Here is a 14,278-nt window from a genome sequence, read left to right on the forward strand (position 1 = left end):
GATTGAACAAACCGATTATTTTTTGCGATTTTGACGGTACTGTAACGGCCAACGATAACATCATCGCTATTATGAAACAGTTTGATCCAACCGGCTGGGAACCAGTCAAAGACCAAATCCTTGACCAATCCATCTCGATACGTGAGGGTGTGGCGAAAATGTTTTCCCTGCTCCCTGTTTCGGCAAAAGACGAAATTATTTCATATGTTCTGGAACAGGCAGAAATACGGGAAGGTTTTAGCGACTTTGTCGCCTATACGAAAAAACAGGAGTTGCCTTTATACATTGTCAGTGGCGGAATCGACTTTTTCGTCTATCCGCTCCTTGAACCTTTTGGACCTTTTGACGGCATCTATTGCAACGGTGCCGACTTTTCAAAAGATGCCATCAAACTGGAATTCCCGCATGGCTGCGATGAAAAGTGCAGCAGCCAGGGCTGTGGATGCTGTAAGCCATCTGTCATTCGGGATCTTTTGGATACCGGCACGAAAAGTATCGTCATTGGTGATTCCATCAGTGACTGGGAAGCCGCCAAAGAAGCTGATTTCGTCATCGCCCGGGATTTATTGGCGGAGAAATGCCAAGAGGCTGGCATCGCTTACGAACCATTTGAAACTTTTTATGAAGTCATTGCGATCGTCGATGAATATATAGGAGTGAAGTCATGACAGCATTGCGGGAAAAATGGCTGGAATTGGCGGATGTCAAAGATGAATTGGCAGTTCGCGACTGGTTTATGGGAACCAGCGGCAATCTAGCCATTAAGGTGGCAGATGAACCGCTCGAATTTCTTGTCACCGCCAGCGGCAAAGATAAGAAAAAACGGACCGATGAAGACTTTTTGCTCGTCGATGCCAACGGACAACCTGCTGCAGAAACAGCGCTGAAACCCTCGGCTGAGACTTTGCTGCATTGTGCGATTTACGGAAAGACAAATGCAGGCTGCAGTCTTCACATTCATACAGTCGCCAATAATGTCATTTCCGAGTTATACGGCAATGCCGGAAAAATCGATTTCCAGGGACAGGAATTGATCAAGGCATTCGGATTATGGGAAGAGGATGCCATACTGACCATCCCCATCATTCCCAATCACGCCGATATTCCAACGCTCGCCGCAGCCTTCGAACCTTATATTGCCGCCGACAAAGGTGCGGTCCTGATCCGCAACCATGGCATCACCGTTTGGGGAAAAGACGGCTTTGAAGCGAAGAAGCTGCTTGAGGCCAGCGAGTTTTTATTTCAATACCAATTAGCGTTGCAACTACATTTAAAATAAGAGAGGAAGATTCTAATGGCTATCATCAAAATTCAAGGAACAGACAAAACAATTGAAGCACAAAACGAGGTTGCAGCATTTCTCGAGCAGCAGGAAGTCGTTTATGAACATTGGGACAACAATAAATTGCCGGAGCATCTTCGTGAAAAATTCGACTTGAGCGATGAAGACAAAGAAGAGATCCTTCAGGCATTCAAAACAGAAATCGATGACATCTCAGAGCGCCGCGGCTACCAGGCGGCGGATATCATTTCCCTGTCAGACTCCAACCCGAAACTGGACGAGCTCTTGAAGAACTTCCAGCGCAAACATATCCATACAGACGACGAAGTGCGTTATATCGTCAGCGGCCATGGCGTCTTCATCATCCAAGGAAAAGACGAGCGCTTTTTCGAAGTTCACCTGACGCCAGGCGATTTGATCTCGGTTCCTGAAAACATCACCCATTACTTCACACTCGCTGATGACCGCAAAGTTGTAGCGGTTCGGATCTTTGTAACAACTGAAGGATGGGTACCGGTTTATCAGGAAGAAAGCAGCGTTCAAAACTAAAGATCATGTAAAAGACCCGAAAAATCCGGGTCTTTTTTATTTTGAAAAAATAGGTAAATTTTTTCTATTTTTTTATGACTATTAAGCTATAATGTCTTTTGAGTTATATTTTGTAAATAGAAAAGAGTGGTATTGATGAAGAAGACTCTGCTGTCTATAACAGCAATCATTGCTATACTTCTATTGCCTATTATCATCTGGTTCTTTAAGGAAGAAAAAATAGTAAATGTGGCGATACTTGATAAAACGGTTCCGACTGAAAGTTACCGGGAACATAAAGGACTGACCTGGCTGTTGAATCACCACCGCTACGTGTCAGAAGACAATAAGACGTATCAGGCAGACAGCGATTATTATGGATTTGTCCCTGATGAAAAAGAGAACAGCTATACAACCCGGGATTTACCCGAAAATCTATCTGGAACCGACCTTATCTATCTGGCGGATTCCTATGGTGTTTATGAAGAAGATCTTCCATGGCAATCATCGGAAAAAACTCCAGGCAGTTCATCTATGATTTTGGGCGGAATTCAAATGGATGAATGGCAGACCATTAAAAAGCAGGTTCAATCTCAAGGTACGGATTTAGTTGTTGAGTTCAATACCTTCGCCTCCCCGACGCCAAAAGAAGTGGCGCAAGATATGAACGAGTTTCTGGGACTCAAATGGAGCGGCTGGAGTGGCCGCCATTTTGTAAACCTTCAGGCACCTGAAGGCGAAGTGCCTCAGTGGATTGTAGATAATTATGAAAAAAACGATATGAAATGGAATTTTGAAGGTGGTGGCTTTGTCCTGGTCAACGATGCTAAAGGAGAAATCGTGGTTCTTTCCGAAGAATCCGGAGAAGTCGGCGCCAACGGGATTCACCTTGCCTTTACTGAAAAAGGCGTTGATCAATTCACTTTAGCGGATAGTCCTTCTTTCGGTTATTGGTTTGATATCAACGAGGCGGCTGCCGGTACAGAGGTACTGGCAGACTATCAATGGGATCTCGCAAGCACGGGCAGCGGGAAGTTGAAAGCTGCCGGCATTCCTGAAAACTTTCCAGCCGTGTTCCATCAATCCAAGAACGGAGCAGACCTTTACTATTTTGCCGGGGATTTTGTTGATATTGATGATACCCCGAGTTTTTACCGCTATGCCGGATTTTCAACACTTCGTTCATTTATCTCAACAGAATCATTGGATGCCGAAAAGAGTTTTTACTGGCAGACTTACCTACCAATGATGGAGACCATTTTGGCGAATACAGAAGATAAGAAGACTGAAAGTGAAAAGACCGAAGATGAGAATACTGAGATCGAAGCAGCCAAAGCAACTACAGCCGAGAAGGATGGCATCGCCTACCCTTCCCGTGTAAACGGTCAGGCATTTGAGGTATACCAGGATGGTGAATGGCAGCCGTTCACCATCAAAGGCGTCAATATGGGGATGGCCAAACCCGGAACGTTCCCTGGAGAAGCCGCGATTACGCGGGAGGAATACGACCGGTGGTTCCATGCAATCGGTGAAATGAATGCCAATGCAATCCGCATTTATACACTTCATCCACCAGCTTTCTACGAAGCATTCGCTGCTTATAATGCCAGCGCAAAAGAGCCGCTTTACCTGTATCACGGTGTATGGATCGATGAAGATCCGTTAGTGGAGACATTGGACGCTTTTACTCCCGAAATCACAGACCGCTTCCAGAATGAAGTTGAGAAAATTGTTGATGTCATCCATGGCGAAGCAGTGGTCGAACAGGAGCCTGGCCATGCCCATGGAACTTACCAGACGGATATCTCTTCCTATGTCATCGGCTGGATGATCGGCATCGAATGGTATCCTGGAGCTGTCCATCAGATGAAACTCGATTACCCTGACTTGGGTGATTATCAGGGAACCCACGTATACACAGAAGGTGCCACCCCCATGGAGCATTGGCTGGCGCAGCAATTGGATCGCCTTGCGGAATATGAGCTGGACGAATACCAAAGCATGCGCCCCCTCAGCTTCACCAACTGGGTGACGACTGACAATATCGAACACCCAGCGGAGCCAAGCTACTTGGAAGACTTAGCCACTGTTGATCCAAACCACATTAAAACAAAAGGGGTGACGGATACAGTCGGGATGTTTGCTTCCTACCATGTTTATCCGTACTATCCGGATTTCCTGAATTTAGAAGAGCGCTACACCGAATATGTTGATCACCGTGGCGAAGCTAATAACTACGCCGGTTACTTGAAGGATTTAAACGATTCACACGACATGCCGATTGTCATCGCCGAGTTCGGTGTTCCAGCTTCACGCGGCATGACCCATGAAAATCCGTTCGGCTGGAACCAGGGATTCATTTCCGAACAGCAGCAAGGTGAAATCGTCAGCCGTCTATATGAAGATATTCTTGAAGAAGGCATGCTTGGCGGTATGGTTTTCACCTGGCAGGATGAGTGGTTCAAACGCACGTGGAATACGATGGATTATGACAATCCGAACGAACGGCCTTTCTGGTCGAATGCCCAAACCAACGAGCAGCAATTCGGCCTGTTGAGCTTTGATCGCCATAAAGTGAAAGTCGATGGCGAGGATGACTGGTCAGGTGGCCAAACCCTTTACGAAAAAGACAGCGGAGCTCTTAGAGCACTGGAGATGGATTCGGATGAGCGGTATGTCTACATTAAAGCCCAATTCGATCCAGCCAATAAAAACTGGTGGGACAAACAGGATTTCACCCTTTACTTCAGCATCCGTGAAGACCAGGGCATCGCGGTTGATGCCTTGAAGAAAACAGAGTTTCTGGCGGACTTCCAGTTGAAAGTGAAAGAACTGGAGCAGGCCAGTTTGCAGGTAGCCGGCGATTACGACAGCTTCTATTATGATTATCATGAACGCCTTCAAATGATTCCCGCGGAAGAAAAGATCGAATCGACCTTCCATCCGATCCGATTGGCTTTGAACAAAGAATTTGTTCGTCCGGATACAGGTGAAATTTATCCATTCGATGCCTATGAAACTGGGGTCCTTCGATTCGGCATCGCCAACCCGGAACATAAAAATTATGATTCCCTGAATGATTATTATTATGATAAAGAGACGGGAATCATGGAAATCCGAATTCCATGGATGTTGCTGAATGCCAAAGACCCGGCCAAACACGAATTTATCGGCGATCTCTGGAAAGAAGGGATCGATTCTTCCGAAACGATCGATGGATTGGATGTCATTGCCAGTTTAACCGGACCAGATGGAAAAGCAGTTGAAACTTTTGAGGCCGATAAAGCTGCCCGGTACTCCTGGGAACCTTGGGGCTTGCCGAAAACTGATGAACGGTTGAAGCAATCGTATTATATTTTACAAGAGACTTTTGACGAGACAGAGTGACGTAAACCAACTAAAAAAGAAGGAAGCCCTTTACAGGCTTCCTTCTTTTTGGAGCTTATAGACAAAAGAATATTGATGTCATTTAAAGCATGAATACACATTTCATCCTGTTTATACCGGATCCTGCGCTTCAGGCGGACGCTTTCCACGGGCTCGCGCCGAACTAACTCGGACTGGCGCCCGAGTGGATTTCGGCACTTCGCTGTTCCCGCAGGAGTCGCCGCCTGGTGCTCCGGATCCTTGAGTGAAGGATTTATCAGGTTTGTAGAGACTACATTTCCTGATATTGATTAGCAAGCTTCTCTCTTTGATTGAAGCAACACGCTTCCAAGCGGGCTGGCCACGAAGACTCCTGTGGGACAGCGAGAGCTGAAGACCCCGCAGGAACGCAGTGATGAGGAGGCTGAAGCTGAGCCCACGGAACGCGAAGTGGCCGGACCGCTTGGAGATTATGCACCGCCATACATTTTGGTCAAACTTTGTCTACAGTCTGAAAAAGAAGGAAGCCCTTTACAGGCTTCCTTCTTTTTGTTCGTCATCCGAGAACACACCTTTGCGCTCCATGTCTCCCCATACTGATTTTTTCTTGAATGCATAGAACAAACCTTGCACACGCCAGAAATTCATCAGGATCCGATACCAGAACGTCTCAGTCAGTGCATAGACATAAAGGACGAGGATACTTCTGACAGTAGGATACTTATGGTAGGTCCATTCCTCCAGCAGCACAGCAAGCGCAGACAAGAGAGAACCGTACAGCACCATCACCAGCAGCATGATAACGGCTATGTCCGTCTCAATGAAGGAGAAGGCAAACCCGCCGATGATGATGAAGTAGCCCATCACTTCAAAGACGGCGCTCAATAGTTCAATAAAGACATAATAAGGCATTGAAAATAAACCGATTCCTCTATATTTCGGATTGAACATCATCCCGCGATGCGTCCACAAAGTTTCTGCCAGACCTCTTTGCCAGCGAATGCGCTGTGCCCGCAAGGAGGCCACTGTGCTCGGTGCTTCTGTCCAGCAAACCGGATCCTGGATATATTCGATCCGCTGCTTTGATTTTTCATCTTTGATGGACCGGTGCAAGCGGACAATCAGTTCCATGTCTTCACCGACGGTATCGGTTTTATAACCGCCCACTTTGATGACCCGGCTTTTCTCGAAGACACCGAATGCCCCTGAAATGATCAGCAGGATATTTACCCGGCTGAACCCAAGACGGCCAATCAGAAATGCGCGGAAGTATTCGATAATCTGCATGACTTCCAATGGTTTTTTCGGCAATGCCACCTGTTCGATGACACCGCGGTTGATCTTGCAGCCATTGGCAATCCTCACAGTCCCTCCTGTGGCAGTCACCATCCCGCTCGAATCCACAATCGGTTTCATCGTCTTCAGCAAGGCATCCTGTTCGAGGATCGAATCGCCGTCGATTGCTGCAAAATAGGGGTATCTTGAGAAATTGACTCCAGCATTCAATGCATCCGCTTTTCCGCCATTTTCTTTTTCAATCAAGAACAAATGGGGATGGAGAGTTGAGCGATAAGCACGTTTGATCTCTCCGGTTTTAAAGTAGGTCCGGATCGCCAGTTCAATCGGTTCCATCCCAAATTGGGCAAGTACTTTTTCACTGGTCCTATCCGTTGACCCATCGTTGACCACAATGATTTCATATTGGGGATAATTCAAATTCAGTAAGGAACGAACTGTGCTGACCACGCCAGCTTCTTCGTTATAGGCGGGAACCAGAATGGAAATAGGATATGTGTCTTTATTGATCGACATTTCCTCAATTTGCTCCTGGCGGTTCAATTTTTTCTCTTTGCTGATTTTCGGGCTGGCGACCAGAAACAAGATCAAATAAGTCGCACCGGCCGCCAGCATATAAGCGATTATTGCCCAGGAAATAATTTCGATGATTACTGTGATGCCAGTTCCACTCATACGGAGATTCCTCCTTCACGTGTCAGCATATGTCTGGCAATATCTCTGGCGTATGCATCCGCATGATCAGCCGCTACCTGTTCAAGCACCTTATTGCCGCCTTCAAAGAATTTGAGGTTTTCAGCTCCTGCAAAACGGACCCACCATATATTGTCCGCCAGCAAGTAAACCAAATTGGGTTTGTACTGATCAAAATGGCAGGCTCCTGTCAGCTTAGCCGCGTACATCCGCTCTTGCCAGTGTGCTGAATCGAAGAAGTCGGAAAGAATAGCAGGATTCACCATTTTTTTGTAATGGCACAAGCTGCTCATCGCCTTCAAGCGGACTTCTTTACGCTCATCCTGTAATTTTTTTTCGACAAACGGGAAGAGCATGTCAATCTGATGCTCTCCGCTGAAACTGATGAAGGCGTAAAGCATATTTTCTGAGATATCCTCTTTTAACTGCATCCGCTCCAGCGTCATTTCGAGTAAATCCTTATCCAGACGGTAGAGCAATTCCTTGATCATCCCGAACGACAGGTCTTTACTTTCAATCGCGGCATCCATCAACCGCACTTCCTGCAAAGTGGCACAAGCACGGATGCATTGGCGAAATTCTTCATCCCTTTTGCTGATTTTCTTGAAATGCTGATAAATGTCTTCCTTTAAGGAAAAAAGCCGGAAATCTTCGATGAAATACAACGCATTGATGCGCTCTGCCCATTGGCCTTTTTTCAGCATATGACGATAATATTCCGTTAAATGCTTTTCTGCCAATCTATGGATACGTGCTTTCTGTTCGCCCTGAAAACCTTCGGATGCAAATTCATCAAGCATGGTTTCCATCAATTTGAACCGGTTTTTCTTCGCAGCAGGCAAACCAGGCTCAGTTTCATGCGAACCTTCTATATACTGCCGGAATTGAGGCTTTAACGTCTCCATTGTTTCTTTTATGCTGTGTTCAACAGCCAAGTTTTTCATTTTCCAGGCGATCAGCAAAGCCAAAATCAGGAGTTGAATCCCCAATAAGCTGAAAACAACCGATATAAATACCTCTATCATTCATCAAATCTCCTTTTTGAAGTGCTTTCAGCAGTTTTTATATAAAAATTTCTAAATAATATTCATAATTGATAATTTATGGATATTGTAACACATCCATACTATTTAACTATAAGAAAAAGCAGCCTGGTTCAGCCGAATCGGCCAACCTTGCTGCTTTTCATCCCTTTATGGAGCCATCGCCTTCCAACTGTCCACGTGATGGATCGCAATACCGCCAAACCCTTTTACCCCAGTATAATGGGCGGATACTTTGGCCAACTCGACTTTCATGAAAGTTTCTCCTTCTTCATAGAAAGAGATGGAATCTCCTTCATCAGTCTTGTCGGTTTCAACTCCCACCACTACGGGTTTCCCGTACTTTACTCCATAAGCAATTTCGTTTTTCACCAGTTCTGTAATCATGGCTGCTGAATCCCGATAAGCCATGAGGGTAACGCTGTGCGTGTTGGCAATCACCCATTCAGCGAGCACACCTTTGCCGTAGGTATTTTTATAGGAAATTTCATCGAACCAGAAAGGCAGATCCACTTCAATCGGCAAGTTCAGCGCAGCTGTGCTGGATTTTGCTTTTGTCAGCAAAGCTTGATAAGACTTAACGGTTGCTGCACGGTTTGTATTCCAGCCGCTGTAAAGATACGGTTCAACATCCAAGTGAACGCCCGAAAATCTTTGGGCCGGCCCAGAATCCCGCTGATAAAGCGATAACCAGGACATCAACTGATCCTGCTGTACAAAACCTTTCGGTGCCACCCAGTCAGGTGCCCCATCCAATGCGTAAATAGCCATTCCTGCTGATCGCGCTTTTTCAATAAAGCTCTGATAACTACTGGCCGGAATATCGGCATCGATCTGCACATAGACTTTGTTTACATCTTTACTCTCCAGAAAAGCCAGTGTTCCCGCTTCATCATTGTAGATCATCCAAGGATTCCATAACCAAGTCGCTTTGGTTTCCACCTCAGTCGCCTGTGCTTCAATCCCATGTTGCGTCAGCATAAACAACAGCCATACACCTGCTATCATCAGTTTTTTCATTTTCCCATATCCTCTCGTTCTGATAGCCGTGGCTCACAGAACGAGGCCGAGGCAACCTGACAACCCTGCGTTTTTCAACGGGTAGGCTCATGGCTTTGCGTCCTTCCCTTTCAGTGAAGTTTGCCTTTTCCAGATTTTCATTATTATATGTCAAATAATTCAAATGCGCCATCTTTTTTTAACTCTTTCCAAAATGACGATTTAGCGCAATAATCAACAATAGGATTTCTGAATTTCCTGTACAGAAGGAGTGAACCCCATGTCTACAGCATTATTCGAAGATGAAATCACCCTGGCGCTGATCAAGACCATGAAAGAGGGAAAAATAATGGAGTTCCAGGACATTCTGGATGAGCTCCAGCCCTACGATATGGCGATCCAATACCGGCACCTGCCGGACAAGCACCGCAATAAATTCCTGCTTTATTTGACGATCCGCCAATTGACGGAATTGATGCAGGAACTTTCCAAAAATGAACAAATCGATATTCTTCATAAATTGGGTCTCGAAAAGTCGTCCCAGGTCCTTGATCGCATGGACAACGACGATTTGGCCCTGCTATTGGCCGATTTGGAACCGGAACGCATTGAAGAACTATTATCGCAGATCAATCAGGACGATTCACAATTTGTTAAAAGCACGATGACTTACCCACCTGAAACGGCAGGCCGCTTGATGAATAACCGATATGTTTGGATTCCACGCCATTACACGATCCGTGAAGCGGTCGATAAGATTAAGCTGTTTGCCGATTTGGCGGAATACCTAAACTATCTTTATGTCGTAGATGAGGATAAGAAGCTGGTCGGCGTCGTTTCCTATAAGGACCTGATCCTCGGAAACCTTGACGATAAAATTGAAGAAGTCATGTACAATCGCGTCGTCAAAGCCGATGTCTTGACCGACCAGGAAGATGCCGCACAATTGATCAGCCGTTATGATTTTGTCACGCTGCCGATTGTTGAAAAGGATGACAAGCTGGTTGGTGTCATCACTGTTGATGACATTATCGATGTCGTTATGCAGGAAGCGAATGAAGATATTGAAAAACTATCAGCTTCAGGAAAGTCGATCGACTTCAATACGCCAGCTTTGGTTGCTGCCTATCGCCGCCTGCCCTGGCTGATCCTTCTATTGTTTATCGGGCTATTTTCCGGCGGTATCATCAGCCGTTTTGAAGAAACGCTGCAGACGGTTGTCGCTTTAACTTTCTTTATGCCGATGATTGCCGGCATGACAGGGAATACGGGAACGCAATCCCTGTCTGTAGTGGTCCGTGGACTGGCTTCACAAAAGTTGAATACCAAGCAGACCATCAACCTGATCTTTAGGGAATTATGGGTCGGCATCATCATCGGCGCTATCTGCTCCGTGCTTATTTTGCTGATTGCTTATGTGTGGCAGGGTAATTTCGTATTGGGCATTGTGGTCGGCGGCTCGCTGTTGATGACCTTAATCATCGGAACTTTGGCTGGAACCATCATTCCTCTTGTCCTGTACAGATTCAATATCGATCCGGCTGTGGCATCCGGTCCTTTAATCACGACAATCAACGATATCCTGTCTTTGCTGATTTATTTTGGTATGGCTACTTTATTCATTTCTCAACTGCTTTAAAGGGCATCGCTCCTCCTCACGTGCTTAAAGTTCCTTTTCTCAAGCAATTATCTTTATCCTAAGTAAGTTACTAGGTATAATAAGTCTTAATTGAAGGAGGCGAGCCCGTGACTATTCCGAAACCCCTTGTACAGACCAATCAGGCTTTTATCGTCATTACCGTATTAACGGCACTTCTGCTCCACCCGGCCATTCTGCTATTGCCGTTTGCTGTCGGCGTTTATACACTGATCACCAAGAAAAACCCGGTGATTCAATTCAGCCGCCGCTTTTTGAAAAAACCGATGGCGAGCTATCAGCAGGAAGATAAAGATCAGCAGCTTTTCAATCAATGGATAGCAACGATCTGCTTAGGGCTGTCACTTCTTTTCTTCTCTGTGGGCATTCCACTGGCCGCCTATGCTTTCGCCATCATGGTCATTGTCGCAGCAGGCGTGGCGCTCATGGGGTATTGCATCGGCTGCACCATCCGCTATCGCTATATGATGTGGAAACACAATCGAACAAAAGCACAGGTATAAAACGAAACCTAAAATAAAACCGCTGGAGAAAAATCAATGATTTTTCTCCAGCGGTTTTGCTTTGTATGTGATTCCCCCTAGGTAACAGCGACTTTTAGGAGATTGTGAAAAGTCTTTTGGATTTTTTTTGAAAAGAAAAATTGTTTTATTCCATTAATAGAGCTTACTGTCCAAGTTGAGTGAAATACTGTCCAAACTCGGCACAATACTGTCCGCAAGCTAAAATGCTTCCGGAATGAGGGAGTCGCGCTCATGAACTATCTATTGCCTTGGATATATGATGTGGAAGCACAATCGAACAGCATAAGAAAAAGACCGGAAGCGATGAGCTTCCGGTCTTTTTTGTCTATCATAAATTTCTTATTTTACTTGGCCATTGCCGCGGACGATGTATTTTGTCGAAGTTAAAGCAGGCAGTCCCATAGGTCCGCGCGCGTGGAGCTTCTGTGTACTGATGCCGATCTCGGCACCAAAACCAAATTCAAAACCGTCCGTAAAACGGGTAGAGGCGTTATGGTAAACCGCGGCTGCATCAATTTCCATAAAGAATTGATCGACATTTGCGGAATTGGACGAAATGATGGCTTCCGAATGTTTGGTTCCGTAAGTGTTGATATGCTGAACCGCTTCAGTTACATCATCAACAATTTTCATAGACACTTCCAGTCCCAGGTATTCTGTTCCCCAATCCGCTTCTTCTGCAGGTATGACATTAGGAGAGAGTTTTTGCGCGACCTCATCTCCATGGATTTCCACCTGATTTTCCTGCAATGCTGCCATCAATTCCGGCAAATGCTGTTCCGCCCAGTTTTTATGGACCAGAATGCTTTCACAGGAATTACAGACTGAAGGCCGCTGTGTTTTGGCATTCAGCGCAATTTCGATGGCCATTTTGACATCTGCTGTCTCATCGATATAGATATGGCAATTGCCTGCACCAGTTTCCAATACTGGGACCGTAGAGTTTTGGACCACTGTTTGAATCAGCTTAGCGCCTCCGCGAGGAATCAGCACATCCAGGTATTGGTTCAACTTGAACATATGGGAAGCCGCTTCCCTGCTTGTATCCTCCAGCAATTGAACGGACTCAACCGGCAAATCACTTTTTTCAAGCGCACGGTGGATAACAGAAACAATGGCTTTATTGGAATGGATTGCTGTAGAACTGCCGCGCAGGACCACCGCATTCCCGGTTTTCAGGCATAAACTGGAGGCGTCAACCGTGACATTGGGACGCGCTTCGTAGATCATGCCGACAACACCTAATGGCACACGGATTTTCGACATCGTTAAACCGTTGGGCCGCTCCCATTTCTCGAGCACCTCACCGACAGGATCCGTGAGTTTCGTCAATTGAATCAAAGCATCGGCTATATCTGCTAACCGCACTTGATCCAGTTTCAAACGGTCCACCAAAGAGTCACTCATTCCATTTTGGCGTCCCGCTTCAATGTCTTTCTTGTTTTCTTCCAGAATATAAGCCTGCTCTTCAAGTAGTTGAGCTGAAATTAAACGAAGCGCGTTATTTTTTTGCTTGGTCGTCGACTTCGCCAATACTGCGGAAGCCTGTTTCGCCTGTTTCGCTTTCTGGACTAGTTCACTTTTCTCGATTTGCTGTTCTTGAAGAAGTTCGGTCATTCATGATACCCCTTTCGGTTTTGCGTTAATCAAACACCCATTTTTGTTTTTACGCCAATATAGGTCCCATCACCTTTGCCCCGGAAAATATCGACCAGTTTTTCACTGCCTGTTCCAGAACCGATGAACACTTGAACACCTAAAGCCAAGGCCGTACGTGCTGCTTCGAGTTTTGACTTCATGCCGCCTGTTCCGACATCAGAACCCACAGAAGATGTGGCTTCTATTAATTCATTAGGGATTGTATCAAGATGAAGGTATTTATGAGCTTGAGGATTGGTTCTTGGATTGTCCTGATAAATGCCGTTGATGTCTGTTAAAATCATAAGGAAATCTGCGTGGACGAGCCCGCTTACCAATGCCGACAGCATATCATTGTCTCCAAACGTCAGCTCTTTCACTGACACCGAATCGTTTTCATTGATGATCGGCATAACGTTTCGTTCCAATAGTTTTGAAATCGTGTCATTGGCATTTTTATAGAGATCTTTCGTCAATAGCAGCTGTGCAGCCACAATGCTGTGTTTTTTGCATTCATCTGCATACGCCTGCAACAAAAGGCTTTGGCCCACTGCTGCCGCCGACTGCTTATCGACTACTGTATCTGGACGTGATAAATAGCCCATGCTTGTACACCCTGCAGCGACTGCTCCAGACGATATCAATATTACTTCATGCCCGTCTTCTTTTAAGCGAGCCAGTGCATCCACATGCTCGCGCAACTTATCGATCGACAGTTTACCACGCTCATCTGTCAATGAACTACTGCCTATTTTCACAACAATTCTCTTCTTCTCCACGTGCAATCACCACCCGATTTTGATAAATAAAAAAAATTCTTCCATTTCATTCAAAAGCGGAAGAACCATGCCTCCGTGTCTATGTTCTCTTCAACTGTTTTCATCGAATCTGTTTAATAGAGTTATTATGCACTGTTTTGCATTTTAAGTCAATCCGATAAATTATTTTTTCCAGCATAAATGGATTTAACAAACTTTCACATACACCATAAATGAATATTTATGCATTATATTGAAAGTGTCTTATACTGTTCTCCCGAAAAATCTGTACTCAGGATTCATGAGATTAAGATAGTTAATTCCAATTTTTCAATTTAAAATGAAAATTCGAATTTTGATTGAAGTAATAGCTTAACATAGTTTATCCTTCATTGAAACCGGGTTCCGGATACAAGAGCCGATTACGGTGGTCATCAGCAACTCTATTAATCGTTATACAAATGCTTCTCCTCTTCTTTTAAAAATATGTATAT

General features: G+C 45.3%; 11 protein-coding genes and 1 riboswitch. Of the genes, 6 read left to right on the top strand and 5 right to left on the bottom strand.

All coding sequences use genetic code 11. From position 1 onward, the window contains the following. Positions 1-2 precede the first annotated feature (2 nt). The 4 genes from Q0785_RS14900 (at position 3) to Q0785_RS14915 (ending at position 5,197) form a co-directional block, all read left to right on the top strand. Entirely contained in the window at positions 3-668 is a 666-nt protein-coding gene (locus Q0785_RS14900; RefSeq protein ID WP_298831408.1) for a 2-hydroxy-3-keto-5-methylthiopentenyl-1-phosphate phosphatase, read from the top strand. Further along, positions 665-1,279: a methylthioribulose 1-phosphate dehydratase gene (locus tag Q0785_RS14905; RefSeq protein WP_298831411.1), complete on the top strand. Its 615-nt coding sequence runs from the start codon at positions 665-667 to the stop codon at positions 1,277-1,279. The genes Q0785_RS14900 and Q0785_RS14905 overlap by 4 nt, the downstream gene beginning before the upstream one ends. Positions 1,280-1,294: 15 nt before the next feature. Then, positions 1,295-1,831 carry a cupin domain-containing protein gene (locus Q0785_RS14910; protein WP_298831414.1) on the top strand — a complete coding sequence of 179 codons (537 nt, stop codon included), beginning with the start codon at positions 1,295-1,297 and terminating at the stop codon, positions 1,829-1,831. A 135-nt stretch (positions 1,832-1,966) separates the two neighbouring features. After that, entirely contained in the window at positions 1,967-5,197 is a 3,231-nt protein-coding gene (locus Q0785_RS14915; protein WP_298831417.1) for a hypothetical protein, read from the top strand. A gap of 510 nt (positions 5,198-5,707) precedes the next feature. On the opposite strand, the gene Q0785_RS14920 is transcribed toward Q0785_RS14915, so the two are convergent. The 3 genes from Q0785_RS14920 to Q0785_RS14930 form a co-directional block, all read right to left on the bottom strand. Further along, entirely contained in the window at positions 5,708-7,147 is a 1,440-nt protein-coding gene (locus Q0785_RS14920; RefSeq protein WP_298831420.1) for a glycosyltransferase, read from the bottom strand. Beyond that, entirely contained in the window at positions 7,144-8,190 is a 1,047-nt protein-coding gene (locus Q0785_RS14925) for a hypothetical protein (RefSeq protein ID WP_298831423.1), read from the bottom strand. Before Q0785_RS14925 ends, Q0785_RS14920 begins: the two co-directional genes overlap by 4 nt. A 168-nt stretch (positions 8,191-8,358) precedes the next feature. After that, entirely contained in the window at positions 8,359-9,228 is an 870-nt protein-coding gene (locus tag Q0785_RS14930) for an amidase (RefSeq protein ID WP_298831426.1), read from the bottom strand. Positions 9,229-9,275: 47 nt separating this feature from the next. After that, positions 9,276-9,363, bottom strand: a riboswitch (cyclic di-GMP riboswitch). Between the two features lie 124 nt (positions 9,364-9,487). Between Q0785_RS14930 and mgtE the strand changes: the two genes are divergently transcribed. Together mgtE and Q0785_RS14940 are read left to right on the top strand one after the other, a co-directional pair. Then, positions 9,488-10,846, top strand: a complete 1,359-nt coding sequence (mgtE, locus tag Q0785_RS14935; protein ID WP_298831427.1) for a magnesium transporter — start codon at positions 9,488-9,490, stop codon at positions 10,844-10,846. A 107-nt stretch (positions 10,847-10,953) separates the two neighbouring features. Continuing rightward, positions 10,954-11,367: a DUF4395 domain-containing protein gene (locus tag Q0785_RS14940; RefSeq protein ID WP_298831429.1), complete on the top strand. Its 414-nt coding sequence runs from the start codon at positions 10,954-10,956 to the stop codon at positions 11,365-11,367. A 360-nt stretch (positions 11,368-11,727) separates the two neighbouring features. On the opposite strand, the gene Q0785_RS14945 is transcribed toward Q0785_RS14940, so the two are convergent. Together Q0785_RS14945 and proB are read right to left on the bottom strand one after the other, a co-directional pair. Continuing rightward, positions 11,728-13,005, bottom strand: a complete 1,278-nt coding sequence (locus Q0785_RS14945; RefSeq protein ID WP_298831432.1) for a glutamate-5-semialdehyde dehydrogenase — start codon at positions 13,003-13,005, stop codon at positions 11,728-11,730. A 29-nt stretch (positions 13,006-13,034) separates the two neighbouring features. Then, positions 13,035-13,805, bottom strand: coding sequence for a glutamate 5-kinase (gene proB, locus Q0785_RS14950; RefSeq protein ID WP_298831435.1), 771 nt, complete (start codon positions 13,803-13,805; stop codon positions 13,035-13,037). Positions 13,806-14,278: the final 473 nt, after the last annotated feature.

Origin of the sequence: uncultured Planococcus sp., from assembly GCF_947501725.1 — a bacterium.
Taxonomy (GTDB): domain Bacteria; phylum Bacillota; class Bacilli; order Bacillales_A; family Planococcaceae; genus Planococcus; species Planococcus donghaensis_C.

Coding starts and splice junctions, on each gene's coding strand:
- Q0785_RS14905 (WP_298831411.1), top strand. CDS start 665: ATGACAGCATTGCGGGAAAAATGGCTGGAATTGGCGGATGTCAAAGAT.
- Q0785_RS14910 (WP_298831414.1), top strand. CDS start 1,295: ATGGCTATCATCAAAATTCAAGGAACAGACAAAACAATTGAAGCACAA.
- Q0785_RS14915 (WP_298831417.1), top strand. CDS start 1,967: ATGAAGAAGACTCTGCTGTCTATAACAGCAATCATTGCTATACTTCTA.
- Q0785_RS14920 (WP_298831420.1), bottom strand. CDS start 7,147: ATGAGTGGAACTGGCATCACAGTAATCATCGAAATTATTTCCTGGGCA.
- Q0785_RS14925 (WP_298831423.1), bottom strand. CDS start 8,190: ATGATAGAGGTATTTATATCGGTTGTTTTCAGCTTATTGGGGATTCAA.
- Q0785_RS14930 (WP_298831426.1), bottom strand. CDS start 9,228: ATGAAAAAACTGATGATAGCAGGTGTATGGCTGTTGTTTATGCTGACG.
- mgtE (WP_298831427.1), top strand. CDS start 9,488: ATGTCTACAGCATTATTCGAAGATGAAATCACCCTGGCGCTGATCAAG.
- Q0785_RS14945 (WP_298831432.1), bottom strand. CDS start 13,005: ATGACCGAACTTCTTCAAGAACAGCAAATCGAGAAAAGTGAACTAGTC.